The sequence below is a fragment of the Bacillus sp. 22483 genome (assembly GCF_052044605.1).
Lineage (GTDB): Bacteria > Bacillota > Bacilli > Bacillales > Bacillaceae > Bacillus > Bacillus altitudinis.
The window spans coordinates 141,672-158,864 of record NZ_JBQENU010000008.1 but is presented as its reverse complement, the minus strand read 5'-3'; the positions used below and the strand labels follow the sequence as shown (position 1 = coordinate 158,864).

The 17,193-nt window shown below is 42.8% G+C and carries 15 protein-coding genes and 1 pseudogene; 3 read left to right on the top strand and 13 right to left on the bottom strand.

Annotation, left to right across the window (positions count from 1 at the left end; genetic code table 11):
• Positions 1-579, top strand: coding sequence for a hypothetical protein (locus ACTJJQ_RS13565; protein ID WP_440600281.1), 579 nt, complete (start codon positions 1-3; stop codon positions 577-579).
• Between the two features lie 45 nt (positions 580-624).
• Here ACTJJQ_RS13565 and ACTJJQ_RS13560 read toward each other — a convergent pair.
• The 3 genes and pseudogenes from ACTJJQ_RS13560 to ACTJJQ_RS13550 all read right to left on the bottom strand — a co-directional run.
• A pseudogene (locus ACTJJQ_RS13560) lies at positions 625-1,208 on the bottom strand (transposase); the annotation flags it as partial.
• Between the two features lie 344 nt (positions 1,209-1,552).
• Positions 1,553-2,374, bottom strand: a complete 822-nt coding sequence (gene nadE / locus ACTJJQ_RS13555; protein WP_007498287.1) for an ammonia-dependent NAD(+) synthetase — start codon at positions 2,372-2,374, stop codon at positions 1,553-1,555.
• Between the two features lie 195 nt (positions 2,375-2,569).
• Positions 2,570-3,166 (bottom strand): DUF1989 domain-containing protein, encoded by a 597-nt coding sequence (locus ACTJJQ_RS13550; protein WP_440600280.1) that lies wholly within the window; start codon positions 3,164-3,166, stop codon positions 2,570-2,572.
• An 82-nt stretch (positions 3,167-3,248) separates the two neighbouring features.
• On the opposite strand from ACTJJQ_RS13550, the gene ACTJJQ_RS13545 reads away from it, so the two are divergent.
• Entirely contained in the window at positions 3,249-4,598 is a 1,350-nt protein-coding gene (locus tag ACTJJQ_RS13545) for an amino acid permease (protein WP_025206708.1), read from the top strand.
• On the opposite strand, the gene ACTJJQ_RS13540 is transcribed toward ACTJJQ_RS13545, so the two are convergent.
• The 7 genes from ACTJJQ_RS13540 to ACTJJQ_RS13510 all read right to left on the bottom strand — a co-directional run bounded on the left by ACTJJQ_RS13540 (position 4,593) and on the right by ACTJJQ_RS13510 (position 11,570).
• Positions 4,593-5,351: a YqcI/YcgG family protein gene (locus ACTJJQ_RS13540; protein ID WP_035703119.1), complete on the bottom strand. Its 759-nt coding sequence runs from the start codon at positions 5,349-5,351 to the stop codon at positions 4,593-4,595. The genes ACTJJQ_RS13545 and ACTJJQ_RS13540 overlap by 6 nt on opposite strands.
• Before the next feature lie 504 nt (positions 5,352-5,855).
• A complete protein-coding gene (locus tag ACTJJQ_RS13535; RefSeq protein ID WP_138278070.1) occupies positions 5,856-6,239 on the bottom strand; it encodes a UPF0715 family protein in 384 nt (127 codons plus the stop codon).
• A 121-nt stretch (positions 6,240-6,360) separates the two neighbouring features.
• Complete coding sequence (locus tag ACTJJQ_RS13530) at positions 6,361-6,990, bottom strand: LysE family translocator (protein WP_017358576.1); 630 nt, start codon at positions 6,988-6,990, stop codon at positions 6,361-6,363.
• Between the two features lie 125 nt (positions 6,991-7,115).
• On the bottom strand, positions 7,116-8,303 hold the full coding sequence (locus ACTJJQ_RS13525; protein ID WP_065459787.1) for an MFS transporter: 1,188 nt from the start codon (positions 8,301-8,303) through the stop codon (positions 7,116-7,118).
• Between the two features lie 57 nt (positions 8,304-8,360).
• The gene (locus ACTJJQ_RS13520) at positions 8,361-9,407 is read right to left on the bottom strand and encodes a Gfo/Idh/MocA family protein (RefSeq protein ID WP_007498302.1); all 1,047 of its coding nucleotides are present in this window, start codon (positions 9,405-9,407) and stop codon (positions 8,361-8,363) included.
• A complete protein-coding gene (locus ACTJJQ_RS13515; RefSeq protein ID WP_242731507.1) occupies positions 9,404-10,270 on the bottom strand; it encodes an HAD-IIB family hydrolase in 867 nt (288 codons plus the stop codon). Before ACTJJQ_RS13515 ends, ACTJJQ_RS13520 begins: the two co-directional genes overlap by 4 nt.
• Positions 10,245-11,570 (bottom strand): DegT/DnrJ/EryC1/StrS family aminotransferase, encoded by a 1,326-nt coding sequence (locus ACTJJQ_RS13510; RefSeq protein WP_440600279.1) that lies wholly within the window; start codon positions 11,568-11,570, stop codon positions 10,245-10,247. The genes ACTJJQ_RS13515 and ACTJJQ_RS13510 overlap by 26 nt, the downstream gene beginning before the upstream one ends.
• A gap of 109 nt (positions 11,571-11,679) precedes the next feature.
• Between ACTJJQ_RS13510 and ACTJJQ_RS13505 the strand changes: the two genes are divergently transcribed.
• On the top strand, positions 11,680-12,669 hold the full coding sequence (locus tag ACTJJQ_RS13505; protein WP_025206701.1) for a LacI family DNA-binding transcriptional regulator: 990 nt from the start codon (positions 11,680-11,682) through the stop codon (positions 12,667-12,669).
• A gap of 250 nt (positions 12,670-12,919) precedes the next feature.
• Here ACTJJQ_RS13505 and ACTJJQ_RS13500 read toward each other — a convergent pair whose 3' ends face one another.
• The 3 genes from ACTJJQ_RS13500 to ACTJJQ_RS13490 form a co-directional block, all read right to left on the bottom strand.
• The gene (locus ACTJJQ_RS13500) at positions 12,920-14,542 is read right to left on the bottom strand and encodes an L-lactate permease (protein ID WP_061417836.1); all 1,623 of its coding nucleotides are present in this window, start codon (positions 14,540-14,542) and stop codon (positions 12,920-12,922) included.
• A gap of 43 nt (positions 14,543-14,585) precedes the next feature.
• Complete coding sequence (locus tag ACTJJQ_RS13495; protein ID WP_025206699.1) at positions 14,586-15,533, bottom strand: L-lactate dehydrogenase; 948 nt, start codon at positions 15,531-15,533, stop codon at positions 14,586-14,588.
• A gap of 217 nt (positions 15,534-15,750) precedes the next feature.
• Positions 15,751-17,181, bottom strand: coding sequence for a YfcC family protein (locus tag ACTJJQ_RS13490; RefSeq protein ID WP_007498311.1), 1,431 nt, complete (start codon positions 17,179-17,181; stop codon positions 15,751-15,753).
• Positions 17,182-17,193: the final 12 nt, after the last annotated feature.

Sequence of the window (17,193 nt, the reverse complement as noted above, 5' to 3'; positions counted from 1 at the left end):
ATGTTTAAAAAATTTCTAGTAGTGTTATGTGTGCTTACTATTACATCTGGTTTCTCTTCTCCAATGATTAGTCATGCCAGTCAAGGTAATAATGAGAACCCCCCAGTCAGTGTAGATAAAAAACAATTGGAATTAGCAGAGAAACTATCTAATTTCTTTGAATTAGATGCGGATGGAAATATTCATTTTACAGCTGATAAAGAAACCCTTATGGAAATGGGAATTTCAGAACACGACAGTCTACTAATGACTTCAATGAAATCAGAAGAATTTAGTTTTGAAGAGAATGAGAAAAAAGGTGACATGCAGACATTAGGTTTTGTAGGTTTACACCTCAAATTAGGACCGAAAGTTAGAAGCATGAATGCCATAGTAGCAGGTGGATTTGCAGCCGGATATATCGGTTGGTACACAAGTCGAATTGCTGCTGCTGGACCATGGGGTGCTGGAGCCGCTGCGGCTATTACTGCTGGAACTTCTGGTGCTGTTGCATGGGCAGTTAAAAACAAATATAAGAAAGTTGATGTAGGCGTAAATATTATGTTTGTTAATTTAGCATATACTGTAAAAATACCTTAAAAATTACTGTTAAGCAACAATAAATAAAAAAGGCCTCCCACAGACCTAGCCTAGCTTGGCTAGGTCTGTGGCAATCTTTTTCATGTTCTGGCACGTAGCTGTGAGGAGAACTTGCACACTCACATTCTGTTTTCCCCTCAACCAACAGTAGCGAAGCCCATGCAGTTGTTTTGAATCTGCAAAGCTTCGCTCTATTTTTTCTTTTCTCTTTTTATATAATTTTTTCCAGAGATAGACAGACGATTTTGTCTAATCTTTTCTTTTTGTTCCTCCCATACATGTCTTGAGATCACTTTTTGATAATTTTTCGATCTTGTACAGCTTTCAAGGAAAGGACAAGAAACGCATTTTTTAGGGTCTGATTTATAGTACCTATAACCTTTTCGGTCAGTTGTCGTATATGATAGCTTTTCACCATTTGGGCATATGTAATGATCATGTTCAAAATGATACTGGAATTTCCTCTTGTTCGATGAAAGCGTCTATGTGCGATGACACCAAAAATGCGGCGATCGGATAAATCCTTTACAGATTGATGTTGTCAAATAACCAGAATCAATGGTAACCGCTTCTACTTGAAAATCAAATCGGGTGATTTGGTGATCCAATCGATCAAGATACAGAACGGATACCGTACAGGTATGCGATAAATTTCATTTTAAACAAAATAAGTTGATCAAGAGAAGGACGACCATTATTCTCACTATAATAAGGTTTGACTTTGTCTATGATAAATGAAAAATCAATGATCAATTTTACGAAGCAGGTGATCCTTCGACCAGTTGATCTAGTAATACAAATTCGGCTTCGTGCTGAGAAGAATTTCTAGTGTGGAACATAAGAAAAAACACCTCCTTTAGTGGATTATCTCTATTATAAAATTTGGAGATGGAAACTTTAAGGAAAAAAATAAAGCTGTCGAGATTTTCTCGACAGCCTGAAACCTCTCCATCTTCTGGAGAGGTCACTTATTCTATTTCCACCAGTCATCAAACATAGAAGCGGGTACTTGACGTTTATGTTCTGATTGAACATAGCGTTTTTCAATCGCTTCTGCTGCTTGATCTGAAACTGGTTTTCCTTCTAAGTAATCATCAATTTCATTGTACGTAATACCAAGTTCTGTTTCATCCGTTTGCTGAGGCTTGTCATCCAGCAGATCGGCTGTCGGTTTCTTTAAGTATAATCGCTCCGGCGCCTGAAGAGTCTCAAGTAACAACCGTCCTTGGCGTTTCGTCAGACCTGTGAGCGGGAGAACATCTGCACCGCCATCACCATACTTCGTGAAAAAGCCCGTCACAGCTTCGGCTGCATGATCCGTTCCAATGACAAGTAAGCCTTCCTGTCCACCGACCGCATACTGTGCGATCATTCTCATGCGTGCTTTGACGTTCCCTTTATTAAAATCAGACAGCGCACCGCCTGTTTCCTTTTGATATTGTTCACTGAATGCCGTCACGGCAGGCGCGATATCATATTTCCAAGACTTGTCCGGCTGAATAAATGATAGAGCCAGCTGCGCATCGTCTTCATCTTGCTGCGTGCCATGCGGAAGGCGGACTGCAATAAAGACAGCATCCTCTTTTCCTTCTTGACGAAGCTCACTTACAGCGAGCTGAGCGAGACGGCCGGCAAGCGTTGAATCCTGTCCGCCGCTAATACCGAGAACGAATCCTTTTGCACCGGTCTTTTTCAAGTAAGCCTTTAGAAATCCAACCCGTTTTTCGATCTCCTGCTTTGGGTCAATTGAGGGCTGCACATGCAACTCTTGGCTGATTTTTTTCTGCAAACTCATACACTTTTCCTCCTAAGCATCCTCTACATGAAGAGAACAGGTTTTACTTCCATTTCAATTGATTTACCTACGATTTTAGCCACTTTATTATATCATGTTTTGAAAAAAGATATTTTTTAGACGTTCCCCTTTTTCATAAATGATCAAACATTCACAAACGAAATAGACCAAGTCTCTTTGACTGGTCTTTCCTTTTCAATCAATCTCCACCCGGATGGATGTACAGCTTGAGCCATTGCATTTTCCAATGTCGGCAGGACATGCAGACACCGCGACGATAAGGTCCATTTCTGCACGCAGACGAATGTAATCACCAGGGAGCGATTTTGGTAGCTCGACAGACAGTTTTCCTTTCTCATCAATGACTGTATTCATAAACGCATTAAAAGGATAATACATATCCTCCTTTGGAATCCCGAATGGCTCAAAAGCCGTTCTGAGATTATCGTAGCATGTATGCATGACCTCTAGGTGCGTCCTGCCGTATAAGAGCTGATACATTTCTTGCCGGCACGCAGGCATATATAAATCATGACATTCGACTGTATCTTCAATGACCGTAAACATTGGTTTATATAAATTAGAATAAAGCTGATCTCCCCTTTTCACCTTGGAAGAGAACAGGCTATCCATTGTAGCGCCTTGATCAAATTTTTCATAAAAATCCTTTTCATGATAGGCCATCACGTCTGCTACTTGCTGCCCTTCGACATCAACCACTCGCATACATTGTCCTTTTCCTAACCGAAAGCCAAATCCATCCTTTGGTAAAATCACGTATTCTCCGTTCATCACATGCACTCCTTTCCATGTTGACAGTATGCCCAAAACGTCCTCTTGATCATGTATAAAAAAAAGAGGCGGTCACAAGCTAATGCTATTGAATCGGAAAGGTGTTGCACACAAATTGAAAGAAGAACAATCTTTATCTTGGTGGCAGCTTTCTCTTATCGGAGTCGGCTGTACAATCGGCACTGGTTTCTTCCTTGGTTCCAGCATCGCCATTACAAAATCCGGTTATTCCGTCTGCATTTCATTTTTGCTTGCGGCAGTCGGCACATATCTCGTCTTTAAACACCTGGCTGCGATGACAGCCGAAAACCCAGATAAGGGATCATTTTGTTCCTATGCCCGAAAAGCCTATGGGCGCTGGGCGGGTTTTAGTAATGGCTGGGTGTATTGGTTTTCAGAAATGCTGATTACAGGTAGTCAGCTGACGGCGATTTCTCTTTTTACTCGTCACTGGTTTCCATCCATTCCACTTTGGGTATTTTCAGCGATTTATTCCGCTCTTGCCCTGCTTGTGATTATCATTGGGCTTTCTTCTTTTCAAAAGACGGAAAATGTTCTTGCCGTGCTGAAAACCGGGGCGATCCTATTGTTTGTCGTCCTTGCCGTTCTTGTTTTATGCGGCATTCTCACAGAGCATAGGCCCACTCTCCACCTGCCAAATAAAGACCATGAATGGATGCCGCTCGGCCCGCTCGGTCTATGGAATGGGCTGATTTATGCGTTTTATGCTTTCGGGGGAATTGAAGTCATGGGGCTGATGGCGGTTCATTTAAAAGACCCGAAAGATGCCGCAAAATCTGGACGTGTGATGCTGATCATTCTTGCTGTCATTTATATCGTCTCCATCGGACTTGCGCTTTTGCTTGTGCCAGTGACAGCCTTTAACGAGAATAGCAGTCCATTCATTACATCACTGGAACCATTTCATTTATCGATTTTTCTTCATATCTTTAATGGCATTTTCATTATTGCTGGGTTTTCCACATTGGTTGCCTCCCTCTATGCAGTCACGACGCTGCTTGGCACGATGTCGGAACATCACGATGCACCTGCTTGTTTTAAACAAAAAGAACCATCTCATGTCAGATGGTCTTCGATCTTGTTAACTGCTGCTGGATTGATTGTCTCGATTTTGCTGGCACTCTTTTTGTCCAAACACATATATGAGCATCTCACAACAGCAGCCGGCTTAACTCTTTTATACACATGGGTGTTTATTCTGCTTTCGAGCAAAAAGCTGTCAAAACCATCTACTCGTCAAACGTGTGAAACGGTTCTTGCCCTGCTCTTGATTGGTGCGGCTGTTTCAGGCACTCTGACAGAGGCAAGCGGACGCCCCGGCTTTTTTATAAGCATTGGGATCATCGCCGTGATTGGCATCATGGTACTCTTTATGAGAAAAAAGTGGAAACAGGATCAGGCCGCATCATAATTTCATCATGTTTTTTAAAGCAGTAAATGGGCATTTGGCGGAGGCTGGTTTCTCCGCCTCTTCATCTGGGAGAAAATATTGCTTCCATTCATGATTTGTTGGATCACCGTACCATTTTAACGATGGATGGACGTCAACTTGATCATATGCTTTGAGCCGCTTGCGAACGAGCTGGCTCATTTTTTGTCCAAACTTGGTCGATCCATTCAATTTTTCGAACACCCATCTGGGCTGAAATGCCATCATGACATATGGAAAGTGGCGGCTCTTTCTGAGCTTATGAGCTGGTGTTGAACACAGAATAAAATAAGCCTCGCCATGAAAGCAGTACTCCCATTCATGGTGATGAGGGTCCAGTGGAATCTCCGCTGGCCATGGCACTTCATCTTTTTGATGTAACCGTTGAAGCAATGACCAGAACTGCTGCTCAAATTCTTCAATTGGGCTTTCCTTTAAATCCTGCGGAGTTTCAAAAAAGCAGATAAATGAAGCGTATTGACCAGTTTGTTTAGCGCAGCCTTGATATTCTTTTAGCAGCTCTGCTAACTCATTCACTGCCCCGTCTCCCCGCAGATCACCGACAAATCCATAGCGTAAATGATCGAGAAAAAATCCTTGTCTGCCTGGTACACACGGAAATGTATCTGCCTCATCCCCTACCATCTCTCCAAACTGTGTGAAGGCATCCTGCTTCCATTCTTCGAGTGATCGTAGATTTTGATCAAGGCAACTTTTTGCATACAGCTGGGCCATTTTCTTCCACCTCGTTTTAGCGTCTTCTCCATAGCCTATGAGGAGGAAAAAGCTGTGGTGACTGTCCTTCAACGACTTTCACGGACATTCACAAGGTGGTTGATTTGCCAGATGAGGCAGGAATTCACTTCCATTTATCTAATCATGTATGAGTATGCTTCTGCATATCATCATTTAGCCGCCTCTATCTAATAGAGTTGGTCATTATAAAAGAAATGGGTGAATGACATGCGTCTTCTTTTTCTCCATCCGATGTATCTGATCTTATTTACACTACCAGTGATGGCTTTCCTTTGGGGATTTTTTGGTTATCTGCTATTTAAACGGATATGGCCTGTCCTCATATTAACGTCCGTGATTTCGATGATTTTCATCTTCGCTTATACTGGATTTGACCTTAGCAATCTATATTGGGTCCTTCTGATGACGGCTTTTGCTTTTGTATCAAGCGGATTCTCGAAGGTCATACACGTTCATGTTCAAGAGAAAAAACGGGAAAAGCCTTTATGATTGTTTCTTCTTTAAAAAGGCGGAATCAAGCAGCCAATAAATGAAGGCCGCGCAAAAGCTAAATAGATAAACTTTGTAGCTAATAAAGACGACAACACCATAATCAATCCATAATGCGAGCGCCGTACAAACCACCCACGCCCCGATAAAATAAACCAATAAATCACGGCGTCGAAACTTCTCAGGATGACGGTGTAAAACCATTTGGATAGGTGTAGCAAATAGGACATAAGCGATCAAAATGAAAAGACTGGTGACCTCCACATAACTGAATCTGGATTCAGGTGGGGCAAACAACATGGTATAAACAAATGTCGCTGTGATCACAGACAAAATCAGCATACACACATAGTTGAATGCTGGCAGGAACATACGCATGGCAAAAACTCCTTCAATTTTATGTATCTCTTCCATCATTATTGAAGAGTGTCCTATTTCTGTCAAATATAAAAAAGGGCTAAAATGATTTAGATTTTAGCCCTTTTTCTTATCAACCATTCTATCCAATGAGCGCCATGATTCCTTGATATCCAAAATAGGCACCGAAGCCAAGTAAAGAGAGACCTGCCAGAACGGATAAGCCGTGCAAAATTCGTTCATTTAAATACCGTCTAAACGTACTGGCAAGCAGCGCCATACAGAAATCCCATAAGAGCATGCCGATAAAAATAGCCATGCTGTACATCAGCATTTGAGATGCTCCATACTTTTCAATCGTATTGGCCAAAATACTTCCATAAATTCCAAGCCAAAATAAAATACTAAGCGGATTGGAAAGAGAAATAAAAAATCCCGTCATGAACGAATGCCCGATCGACGTGTTTCCTCCATCCTTCTTTGGGCTTTCCTGCAAATTGATTTTACGAAGGCTTTCAATACCGGTATAGGTCAGAACGAAAAAGCCGAACAGCCACAAAAAGGTTTTCACAAGAGGTGCAGTCAAAAGCTGGGCGACACCAAAATAGATGAGGAGCATATAGACAATATCCGCAGCCATAGCCCCCACACCAAAAATCCAAGCGTGCCAAAATCCACTTTTAATTCCTCTGTCGATTTGGGCTGCATTGACTGGCCCAACAGGCGCTGAAAGTGACAACCCTAAAAAGATATAACCAAAAAACACCGCCACATAGACGTCCTCCTTTTGATGCTGACTTGTACATGTTATTCACGCTTTCGTTGTTTTAGTACAAGTCCTTCGTCACCTTTTCTGAAGATATGCTATACAAAAGGAGGAGCCACCAGAGCAGCTGCTTATCGATCGGCTTTCATCGCCGGCGGCTGTGTGGGTATGGTTTCTTTTTTCCGAGATCGATTCATTTGAATGGCAGCCGCAAAAAGGAGAACAGCTAAAAAGGCGAAAACAAAGACGGCGCTTGCCGCACCTGCCCACTCAAGGCTAAACCCAATCAAAAAGGACAAACAAGCTCCACCTAAACTAGCGGCGGCAATAAAATAACTCGTGGCCTCGTCGATGGCATTTTCAATCATTAATGCAGAAGCCGTCAGGGCAATAGGGAACATGCCAGCTGCGCACAGACCGATGAAAAAGATAAGAATTAGCTGCGCGGCGATGTGGGTGGCTAGAGCAAATACGGCGAGCAGCACAATCATCAGCGCTGCGCTTAACTTTAAAAAACGAAGCGGATGCAGCTGATCGGCTTTTCTCGCAATGACAGTTCTGCCAATGACGATCGCTGTCCAAAAAGTAGAGACCGCAAAAAGACCCCAGTTGTCTCCCCCTTTTTCTAGCATGATCGACGGTAAAAAGTTCGCAAAGTTCGTTTCAATTCCTGCGTAGAAAAACGCAAAACAGATCATAATCACCACAATCATTCGATTCCCTCGATCAAACAGCAAAGATGGTTTCTTCATGTCTTGAGAAGGAGCTGCCATCTGTCCACGAGGGAGTTTATTCATAAAAGTAAGCCACAGCATAAGGAAAAAAGTCAGTGCACCGACTTGAAATAAAAATACATAATGCCACGTTTCCTCTGTCACAGTCAGCAGAATCAATAGTGGAAATAATAATGCACCTAATCCAAAAAAGACCTCCATGATGCTGATTCGCTTTGCACTGTTTGCCATTGAAATGACATACGCCCCGGCCGTTGTCTCAAGACTGCCAGCACCGCTCCCAAGGAAAAAACCTGCCACCACAAGAATCGTCCAACCTGGTACCAAAAGGCCAAGAAGAAGCGCTCCGATCATCAGCAGCAATCCCATCGTCAGAACAGCGCCGTAGCCTTTTTTCCTCACAAGAATGGGCGACAAAAGAACGCCTGTCAAAAAGCCAATAAACTGAAAGAAGATTAAAGAAGATAATTCCCCAGGACCCTTATCATAACTAGACAGCAAATAAGGCGTTAAACTGCCAAAAAACACATGAATGGTCCCAATAAAAAAATAAAAGATACAGCCAAAATAAAACACCTTTTTCATCTTTTCACTTCCTCTAAAAAGGAGCGGAGTCATGATATCCTCCGCTCCACCTCTTCATTAATATGCACGGGCAGAGACGACAGCCTCTTCCCTCTCGAAGCATGTATTCAGCGCAGCCTGCGCGCGATAACCATCTTCAAAATCAGCTACCTTCATATGAGATGGATATGAGTTTGTATTTACCCAATGCATCAGCTGATCACGGAATGTATCAGACCATCCATAAAATTCATTCGGCGGATCTGTCAGCAATGTTTGCGGCATTTGATGACGCTCTACACACAAACCATCACTGATCTCATATTCGTTTTTCATGTTTGTATGGTATTTAAAAACCTTGTCATGCCCCACCACTTCTACACTAAATCCACATTCCTCGGGCTGCGTACTTTTGGACGTCACCAAATGAAAGAACACTTGATTCTCCATTTGCCCAAAAATTTCGGTATGGTCATCAACCTGTACCTTTTTCTCTTCTTTTTCCTTTACATGTGTCAGCATCTTCGTATTAAGGGATTCTTTTTTCATTTCACTGCCAAATAAGTACCACAGCATATCAATCAAATGAATCCCTAAATCTCCTAATGCACCGCTTGTACGCAGACTTTCGCCGCTATCTCTCCACGAAAATGTCTTTCTTCTAAGGGCACTATTTTTCTTAAAATGTGTCCGTACTGTCAAAACGCGTCCTAATTCACCATTGGCGATCAAGTTCTTCAAAATATTCACAAAGGATAAATAGCGATAGTTAAAGCCCATACTGGCTTGAACCTGGAACTGTTTGGCTGTCTCCACCATTTCCTTCGCTTCTTTTAACGATACAGCCATCGGTTTTTCACATAAAATCGGCTGTCCTGCTCTAAGCGCCTGAAGGGCATGGTCCTTGTGACAGAAGTTAGGGGAAGCAATGATCAATCCATCTGATGCATCCGCTAGTGTTTCGATACTGGCATACACCCGTCCGCCGTACTGTTTAATAAATCCTTGTGCGACGGATTCGTGCAAGTCATAGACCCCAGATAATTCTGCACCTTTGATCGTTGATAATGCTCTAGCATGTGCTTTTGCAATATTCCCTGCTCCAACAATTCCAATTTTCTTCATGAATGTGCCTCCTCATGTTTATACATCACTGATTTCAATGTTTCATAGATTCCTTTTGCATACCCATGATGACAAATTTGATGATGGTGCCGTTTGGCTTCCGCTGTTGCATTTTGGACAAGAAAGCCGTGCGTGACGGATTGAAGCATCCGCAAATCATTCCCACTATCACCAAAAGCAAAGCCCTTATCTTTTGACAGGTTATATTGATTCAGCATAAAACGAACGATTTCATCCTTCCCTGTTCCCACTGGTAAAAAATCAACGTCATAGCAATCCGCAGGGTCACCCGCAAGTGGGTTGCATTTGTTGATGTTCACCGCCACACCCCGCTCCTTCGCAAGTGTTTGGATGAACGATAGATGATGGAGATCTGTTCGTTCATCCTGCTCCTGATAATAGAAATTCTTTTTATACCCAGAGCTGCCTAGCTGCGTTTGCGGCCTAAGGGTGATCCCCTTTTCACGTACGGCTTGCAGAATACCTTCAATTTTTTCGTCTGAAAAGCCCTGTGCATCAAGCCGTTTCATCCATTCTGCATCCGGCTGTCCAAATTTCCCATCTGATGTATACACGATTTCAGTTCCTAAATTCGACGCAATAAAATGCGGGAATTGATAGAAACCGCCTTTCTCCATTTTGCTCGTAACAGAATCAAGGCTGCTTCCCGTCACCCAGCCCAGCATGAGCTGGCCGGCTTCGCTCTTTTCTGCCACAAAAGCTTCCAGCCGTTTTACATCCTCTCTCTGCTCCTCGGTCATTCCGTGAGAATAATAGGTCTCATCGAAATCACAGAAGACGATCCACTGCGGATGTTGTGGTTGATGCACCAGCTTTTTATTGAATGGAAGATTTGATAACATGATGGACCCCCTCGATGACTTTCTCCTGATCTTGCAGCGGCATACCTGGATAAAGCGGCAAATGGAGTAATTGCTGTACGGCTTTTTCCGTATGTGGAAGTGCCGTTTGTTTATACTTTTGAGAAACAAGATTCGTTTGATGCTGATGCGATAAAATTGGGTAATAGACGTCTGTTTCTATGCCCATTTCCAGTAATTTCTCTGCCAGCTCATCTCGGCTTCCCTTCACCACTCTGATCGGGAATAGATGCCATACATGATCGTCTGTCAGCTTCGGAAGCTTAATATAGCCTTCGTCTTCCAGCGTTTGCAGCTGATCTATGTATCTCTTTGCCAAGTAAAAGCGTTTAAAGTTTTGTAAACCTAAATATTTCATTCGTTCTAGCCCGATTGCGGCCTGTAAGTTATCAATCTTAGAATTAAAGCCATAGTCACTGCGCTTCACGTTTTTCTTTCCTGGTTCAAAACCGTGATAGCTGATTTCCATGCACTTTTCGGCTAGGGCTTCATCATTTGTCGCGATGGCTCCTGCCTTTCCGCAAACTCCAAGGTTTTTGTAAGGATTAAAGCTGAGAACAAGTCCATCCCCAAATTCCCCAAGCCCGCTACTACCAATCGCCTGACAGCCATCCTCAATGATCGATAGACCATGCCGTTTCGCAATCGTCGAAATGGCCTTCATATCCACTTGCTTTCCATACAAATGAACCGGGAGAATACATACTGTCTTATCTGTGATATGCTTTTCTATTTCATTCGGCGCTAGGCAGTAGGTGTCTGGATCAATATCGGCATAGACTGGAACCGCACCAATCGCAAGCACTGCATTTTCTGTTGCAGCAAAGCTGTTGGCAGGTAGGATGACCTCATCTCCAGGATGGACGCCTGCTGATATTAAACTGATCATCAAGGCATCTGTTCCACTTGATGTGGCAATGACATACTTTTTCCCTAAGTACGCTGCAAGCGTCTTTTCAAACTTTGGAATATAAGGGCCTGATGTAAAACGGCCTGAACTTAATACTTCTTTCAGCACCTGCATAATGTCATCGATCTCATCCTCCGAAATGAGTTTATCGACCGGCAGGAACGGTATCTTTTTTTCCTTATTTTGTTTATAATGGAAGAGAATTTTTTCCAAACCTGTACGCTCAATATCTTGCTCAAGGAACGCAGCAAGCTTATCATTCGCTAGATTCTTTTCAACTGAATCAGCCTTTACTTGAACACCTTGATTGATCATATCCAGCAACGGTAGATAATCCTTGCTTTTACCTGATATCTTCGTCAATATTTGCATTCCATTCCCTCCAATTAATCAATTCCATTTGTTAATATTTAACTTGTTTCACATTGTAAATGATGTTATCGATTTCAGAACAATAACTTTGTGTAAAGGATTTGTTAATATGTGTACAATTTATGAAATTGCCAAACGCTGCGGGGTTTCAACGACCACTGTTTCTCGGGTGCTGAACAACCATCCATATGTATCAGAAGAAAAGCGACAGCACATTTTACAGGTGATGAAGGAAATGGAGTATACACCAAGCTCAGCAGCCCGCACCCTTCGGTCACATCAGACAAAAACCATTGCTGTGTCTGTTCCAGCTGTCGACCATCCTTTTTTTGCACAATTGATTAAAGGCATTTCAAAGGAAGCACTGGATCAAGGGTATAAAGCCATCGTGCTCCAGACGTTTTATCAAGAATCAGTAGAACTTGAAGGGCTTCAATTATTAAAAAGAAAAGAAGTAGATGGTGTCATATTGGGGGCGTTAGAAAATAAGTGGGAAACAATCGAGCCATTTTTAGCAAACGGCCCGATCGTCATGGCAAATGAGTATCATCAAACAGCAGACATTCCGATTATCGGATATGATGAGCGGGAAGCTGCTTATAAAGCGGTTGACTACTTGATTCAATCAGGGCGTACATCCATTGGATTTTGTTTTGATACAGAAAGCAGTGAAGCGCAAAAACAAAGAAAGCAAGGCTATCTTGATGCGCTTTCTGATCACGGTTTGCCGCTTAAAGAAGATTGGCTGTTCGGCGAGGCTTTTACCATTGAGGACGGCTTTCGTTTGATGGACTTAATCCACCGGATGCCGGATGCGCCGGATGCGATTTTCACCGGCAATGATCAAGTCGCAGCAGGCCTCATTAAACAAGCCATTTCATATGGATATGACATTCCTAAGGATGTAGCGGTGATCGGTTATGACAATCAAGACATTTGCGAGGTGACAGCTCCAACGATCACGACCATCGACATCCCCATCGTCGAGCTTGGCCAGCAGTCTGTCAAACAAATGATTCAGCTGTTGCAAGATCAAAAACCATTACAACGTGAACATATTCAGCTACCTACTCGGCTTGTCACACGAGAATCTACATAAAAAAAAGACTGAGAAATCTCTCAGTCTCAGCGTGTAGACAAACCCTCGCATTCTTTGTCAGTCCTGCGCTCTGGTGCTCACGAATGCCGAATTCGCTCCGCTCCAGTGCTCGTCCTTCCTAGACTGCAAAGGTTTTCTTTCACGCTGAAAAGAAGACAAAGGGCTAAAATAAAGTACATTTTAGCCCTTTGTTAACAATCTGAAGACTGAGAAATCTCTCAGTCTTCCATTTTTCAATCAATCGATCAACCTATACAAATTGAGCAAGAATGAATGTCCATATACATACGATGCCGAGCAAAATGAAGCTGTACTTCACTGTTTTTTGGAAGAGCTCAGATTCTTTACCTGTTTCTCCAACAGCTGCTGTTGCAATGGCAATGGATTGTGGAGAAATTAATTTCGCCATCACACCACCGGTCGTATTTGCCCCGATTAACAAACCTGCCTGAGAGCCGATTTGAGAAGCGGTGACTGCTTGAAGGTTACCGAATAAGGCATTGTTACTCACAACAGATCCCGTAATAAACACGCCGATCCAGCCAAGCACTGGGCTGACAAGCGGGAATAAATCGCCTGTTTTAGCAAGCGCTAGTCCGATAGCAGAACTTAGACCTGCAAAGTTCGCCAAGTTGGCAAAGCCCATGACAAAACAAATCGTAAGAACAGGGACCCAAAGCTCTTTGACCGCTGCATTTAAGCAGGCAGCCCCTTCTTTTAATGTAATATGTCTGCTGAACAATCCTGTCAGCATCACTGCAATTAGAATGGCGGTACCTGTTGCACTAATAACATCAATTTTAAAAATCGCATCAATCGGTGTTTCTGTTTGAGCAATAGGTGGTAATTTCACAATTTGCTGATGCAGAAACGGCATTTTCACTAAAATGGTTGTCCAGTTGAGCGGTCCTCCTTCAGCAAATAATGCTTTAAAAGCTGGTAGGCTCCATACAGTAATGACGGCAGTTAAAATATAAAACGGAGACCATGCTTTCAGCACCTCAACCCCGCTATACGTTTGTTTCTTCTCAATGGCTGGTGCCCCTTCTTCACGATAAATATGTTTCGGCTGCCATTTTCGAAGAAATAAAGCCAAAATTCCCATACTCGCTAAAGCTGAAATAATATTGGCAAGCTCAGGGCCCATCGTGACCATTGTAACAGCCTGCAGAATCGCGTAGCTTCCACTCACAACAAGCAAGGCTGGAAGCGTTTCTTTGATCCCTTTAAAGCCGTCTACAATGAGGATAAGCAGAAACGGGATACAGAAAGAAATAAACGGAATGGTGTACACAAGGGTTTGAGACAGCTCTAGCGGCGTCATATTACCCATTTGTGCTCCAGTAATAACCGGGATACCTACTGCACCAAAAGCGCCAGACGCAGCATTTGCAATCAAGCAGAGCATGGCGGCTTTTAGTGGTTTAAACCCAAGCTCTGTTAAAAGAGCGGCACTAATCGCAATCGGTACACCGAATCCAGCGGCTCCCTCTAAAAATGCGTTAAAACTAAAACCAATTAATAAGAGCTGTAACCGTTGATCTTGAGAAATTCCTGCAATACTAGAACGAATGACATCAAACTTTCCAGACTTCACAGCAATTTTATAGAGCCACACGGCCATGATGACGATATACCCAATCGGCCACAGCCCATTAGATACACCGAGCACCACAGCAGATAATGCTTTTTCAATTGGCATATGAAAGAAGAAAACAGCTGTTACAAAACTGACGATCAAGGTAAAACAAGCGGCTAATACCCCTTTTAACTTAAATACAGTTAATGCTAGTAGGAAAAACAAGATTGGAAGCATGGCCACCAATGCACTGACGAACTCATTACCAAACGGATCATATATTTGCTGCCACATAGTGATTCATCCTTTTCTGCTCAGATAGGTTGCCTTTGATTGATTAAAAATGAGGAGCTAAAATCTCTTTTAACACATTCACACTGTGTGCGAACTTTTCTTTTTCTGTGTCATTCAGTGCGAGCTCCATAATTTCTGTTGCACCATTTCGGTTCACGAGGGCAGGTACACCAATGTAGACATCTTCTGCTCCGTATTCTCCATCTAAATAAGTGCTGACAGTCAAAATGCTGTTTTCATTGTGTAAAATGGCTCTAGTAATACGGGCTAAACTCATCGCTACGCCGTAATAAGTCGCGCCTTTTTTCTCAATGATTTGGTAAGCAGCATGACGAACATTTTCCATGATATCGTCTAAATCTTCTTGTTTGTATTGGTCATTTCTCTTCATTAATTCTGTGATCGGTACACTTCCGATATTCGCATGGCTCCAAACAGCAAGCTCTGTATCCCCATGCTCTCCAATGATGTACGCATGCACATTGTGCGCCGCTGCTTCAAAGTACTCACTAAGCATGTATCTGAATCTTGCCGTATCAAGCGTTGTTCCACTACCAATCACTCGTTCTTTTGGCAGTCCGCTGAATTTCCAAGTCGCATATGTCAAAATATCAACTGGGTTCGTAGCAACTAAGAAAATACCATCGAATCCGCTTTTCATCACATTGTCTACAATGCCTTTAAATATATTTAAATTTTTCTCAACAAGATCAAGTCTCGTTTCACCTGGCTTTTGGTTTGCACCAGCGCAGATACATACAATGTCAGCATCCTGACAATCCTCATAATCTCCATACCAAGTATTCACAGGATGCGGGGCGAATGCTTTCCCGTGGTTTAAATCCATGACATCACCCATTGCTTTGTCTTGATTCAAATCGATGACTACCAATTCATCTGTGATTGCTTGATTTATTAATGTAAAGGCATAACTGCTGCCGACAAAACCTGCTCCAATAAGTGCTACTTTGTTTACTTTTTCGTTTGTCATTTATCTCATCCTCCTGAGTAAAACTAGGTTGTTTTTCTTATGTGAAGTATTTCACATTCTTATTGTGCAACACTTCACAAACTTTTGCAAGGGGATTGCTCAAAAAAATAATGTAGCCATTTTGTGAACACTCTTATTGTGGTTTTAAACCGCTGTCCCCATACATGTTCTCATAAGAAAAAAGCCGCCAAACACTCTTTGGCAGCTTCTCTCTTATTTAATAAGGTCCCCAATTGATCATGACACCGATACAAATAAAGACAAGGCCGATGACGAACCAAATGAGCGCAAGCGGCACCATAAAACGCAGCCATTTCACGTATGGAATCCCACTTGCAGCCAAGACAGCCATCAACACACCTGAAGTCGGATTCACACAGTTGACCACCCCTTCACCGAGCATCACTGCTTCTACCGCTACTTGTCTCGTGATACCCATTAAATCAGCAAGCGGCGCAAGAATCGGTATAAAGACAACCGCTTCTCCTGATCCTGATGAAATTAAAAAGTGAAGGAGCGCACTGGCGATATACATGCCGATCGCACCAGCGATTGGACTAAACCCTGTCAGCATACTCGCAAGCCCATTCACCACAGTATCAAGCAGCTTGCCGTTTTCCAAAATGACTGAAATGCAGCGTGCCATGCCGACAATGAGTGCGCCGTATACAAGGCTTTGACAGCCGACAATAAACGTTTTTGCAATATCATTGGCAGCTAATCCCCCAAGCAGTCCAGCAGCAATGGCCATGAAAATGAACACACCAGCCATTTCCTTATCGGTCCAGCCAAGCTGAAGCGCACCATATAAGAACCCCCCAAGCGACAAACCGCATACCGCTAAAATCAGCTTATGTCTACCGGTGAATTCAGGTTTGTCCACAGATTCCGCATCAGCTCCTCCTAGCCCTTTAGCTGGAAACCACTCGTCACCAAGCAGGCTTCCCTTTTCTTTATTTTTCAAGCGTTTTGTATATAAATAGATGTACACAATACTAGATAGAAGAAAACAAAGATAAATGATGACACGCAGCCCAATACCAGAAAAAATCGGCAGTTCTGCAATCGTTTGTGATAAACCTAGTGGAGATGGAGACAAAATGGTTGCGTTAAAACCTGCATAACAGCCGATGTAAATAACCGCCGCTCCCGCCACTGCATCCCACTTTAAAGAACGTGCCACAATGATCCCAATAGGAATAAAGCCAATGACCGAGTTCACCACAATTCCGGTCGTCCCAAGTACAGAAAACAATCCGCCAACAATACAAATAAACAATAGCTGTTTCGTTTGGAACCGGCTGATGACATTGTGAATCATCCCGTTAATGGCACCTGTCTTTTCCAAAATTGCAATGGTTCCGCCAGTAAAAAGAATCAGAAAAATAATAGAGGATGAACCCACCATCCCTTCTTGAATCGCTGTAAAAAAACCAACCGGACTAACTGGTGATTGATCAATACGGTGATAACTGCCAGGAACAGCTGTTGTGATCTCTCCTGACGTTTTCCGATCAAATTCACCGGCTGGTACAAAATACGTTGCGATCGTACAAATTAAAGCAATCATAAATAAGAGTACATACGCATCCGGCATCTGAAGTTTTCTTTTTTGTTTCTCAGGTGCTGATACTGTCGCTGTTTTCATCTGTCAAAACCC

Excerpts from the sequence above, each read along its gene's own strand:
- ACTJJQ_RS13565 (WP_440600281.1), top strand. The coding sequence starts at position 1 with ATGTTTAAAAAATTTCTAGTAGTGTTATGTGTGCTTACTATTACATCT.
- nadE (WP_007498287.1), bottom strand. The coding sequence starts at position 2,374 with ATGAGTTTGCAGAAAAAAATCAGCCAAGAGTTGCATGTGCAGCCCTCA.
- ACTJJQ_RS13550 (WP_440600280.1), bottom strand. The coding sequence starts at position 3,166 with ATGAACGGAGAATACGTGATTTTACCAAAGGATGGATTTGGCTTTCGG.
- ACTJJQ_RS13545 (WP_025206708.1), top strand. The coding sequence starts at position 3,249 with ATGCTATTGAATCGGAAAGGTGTTGCACACAAATTGAAAGAAGAACAA.
- ACTJJQ_RS13540 (WP_035703119.1), bottom strand. The coding sequence starts at position 5,351 with ATGGCCCAGCTGTATGCAAAAAGTTGCCTTGATCAAAATCTACGATCA.
- ACTJJQ_RS13535 (WP_138278070.1), bottom strand. The coding sequence starts at position 6,239 with ATGCGTATGTTCCTGCCAGCATTCAACTATGTGTGTATGCTGATTTTG.
- ACTJJQ_RS13525 (WP_065459787.1), bottom strand. The coding sequence starts at position 8,303 with ATGAAAAAGGTGTTTTATTTTGGCTGTATCTTTTATTTTTTTATTGGG.
- ACTJJQ_RS13520 (WP_007498302.1), bottom strand. The coding sequence starts at position 9,407 with ATGAAGAAAATTGGAATTGTTGGAGCAGGGAATATTGCAAAAGCACAT.
- ACTJJQ_RS13515 (WP_242731507.1), bottom strand. The coding sequence starts at position 10,270 with ATGTTATCAAATCTTCCATTCAATAAAAAGCTGGTGCATCAACCACAA.
- ACTJJQ_RS13510 (WP_440600279.1), bottom strand. The coding sequence starts at position 11,570 with ATGCAAATATTGACGAAGATATCAGGTAAAAGCAAGGATTATCTACCG.
- ACTJJQ_RS13505 (WP_025206701.1), top strand. The coding sequence starts at position 11,680 with ATGTGTACAATTTATGAAATTGCCAAACGCTGCGGGGTTTCAACGACC.
- ACTJJQ_RS13500 (WP_061417836.1), bottom strand. The coding sequence starts at position 14,542 with ATGTGGCAGCAAATATATGATCCGTTTGGTAATGAGTTCGTCAGTGCA.
- ACTJJQ_RS13495 (WP_025206699.1), bottom strand. The coding sequence starts at position 15,533 with ATGACAAACGAAAAAGTAAACAAAGTAGCACTTATTGGAGCAGGTTTT.
- ACTJJQ_RS13490 (WP_007498311.1), bottom strand. The coding sequence starts at position 17,181 with ATGAAAACAGCGACAGTATCAGCACCTGAGAAACAAAAAAGAAAACTT.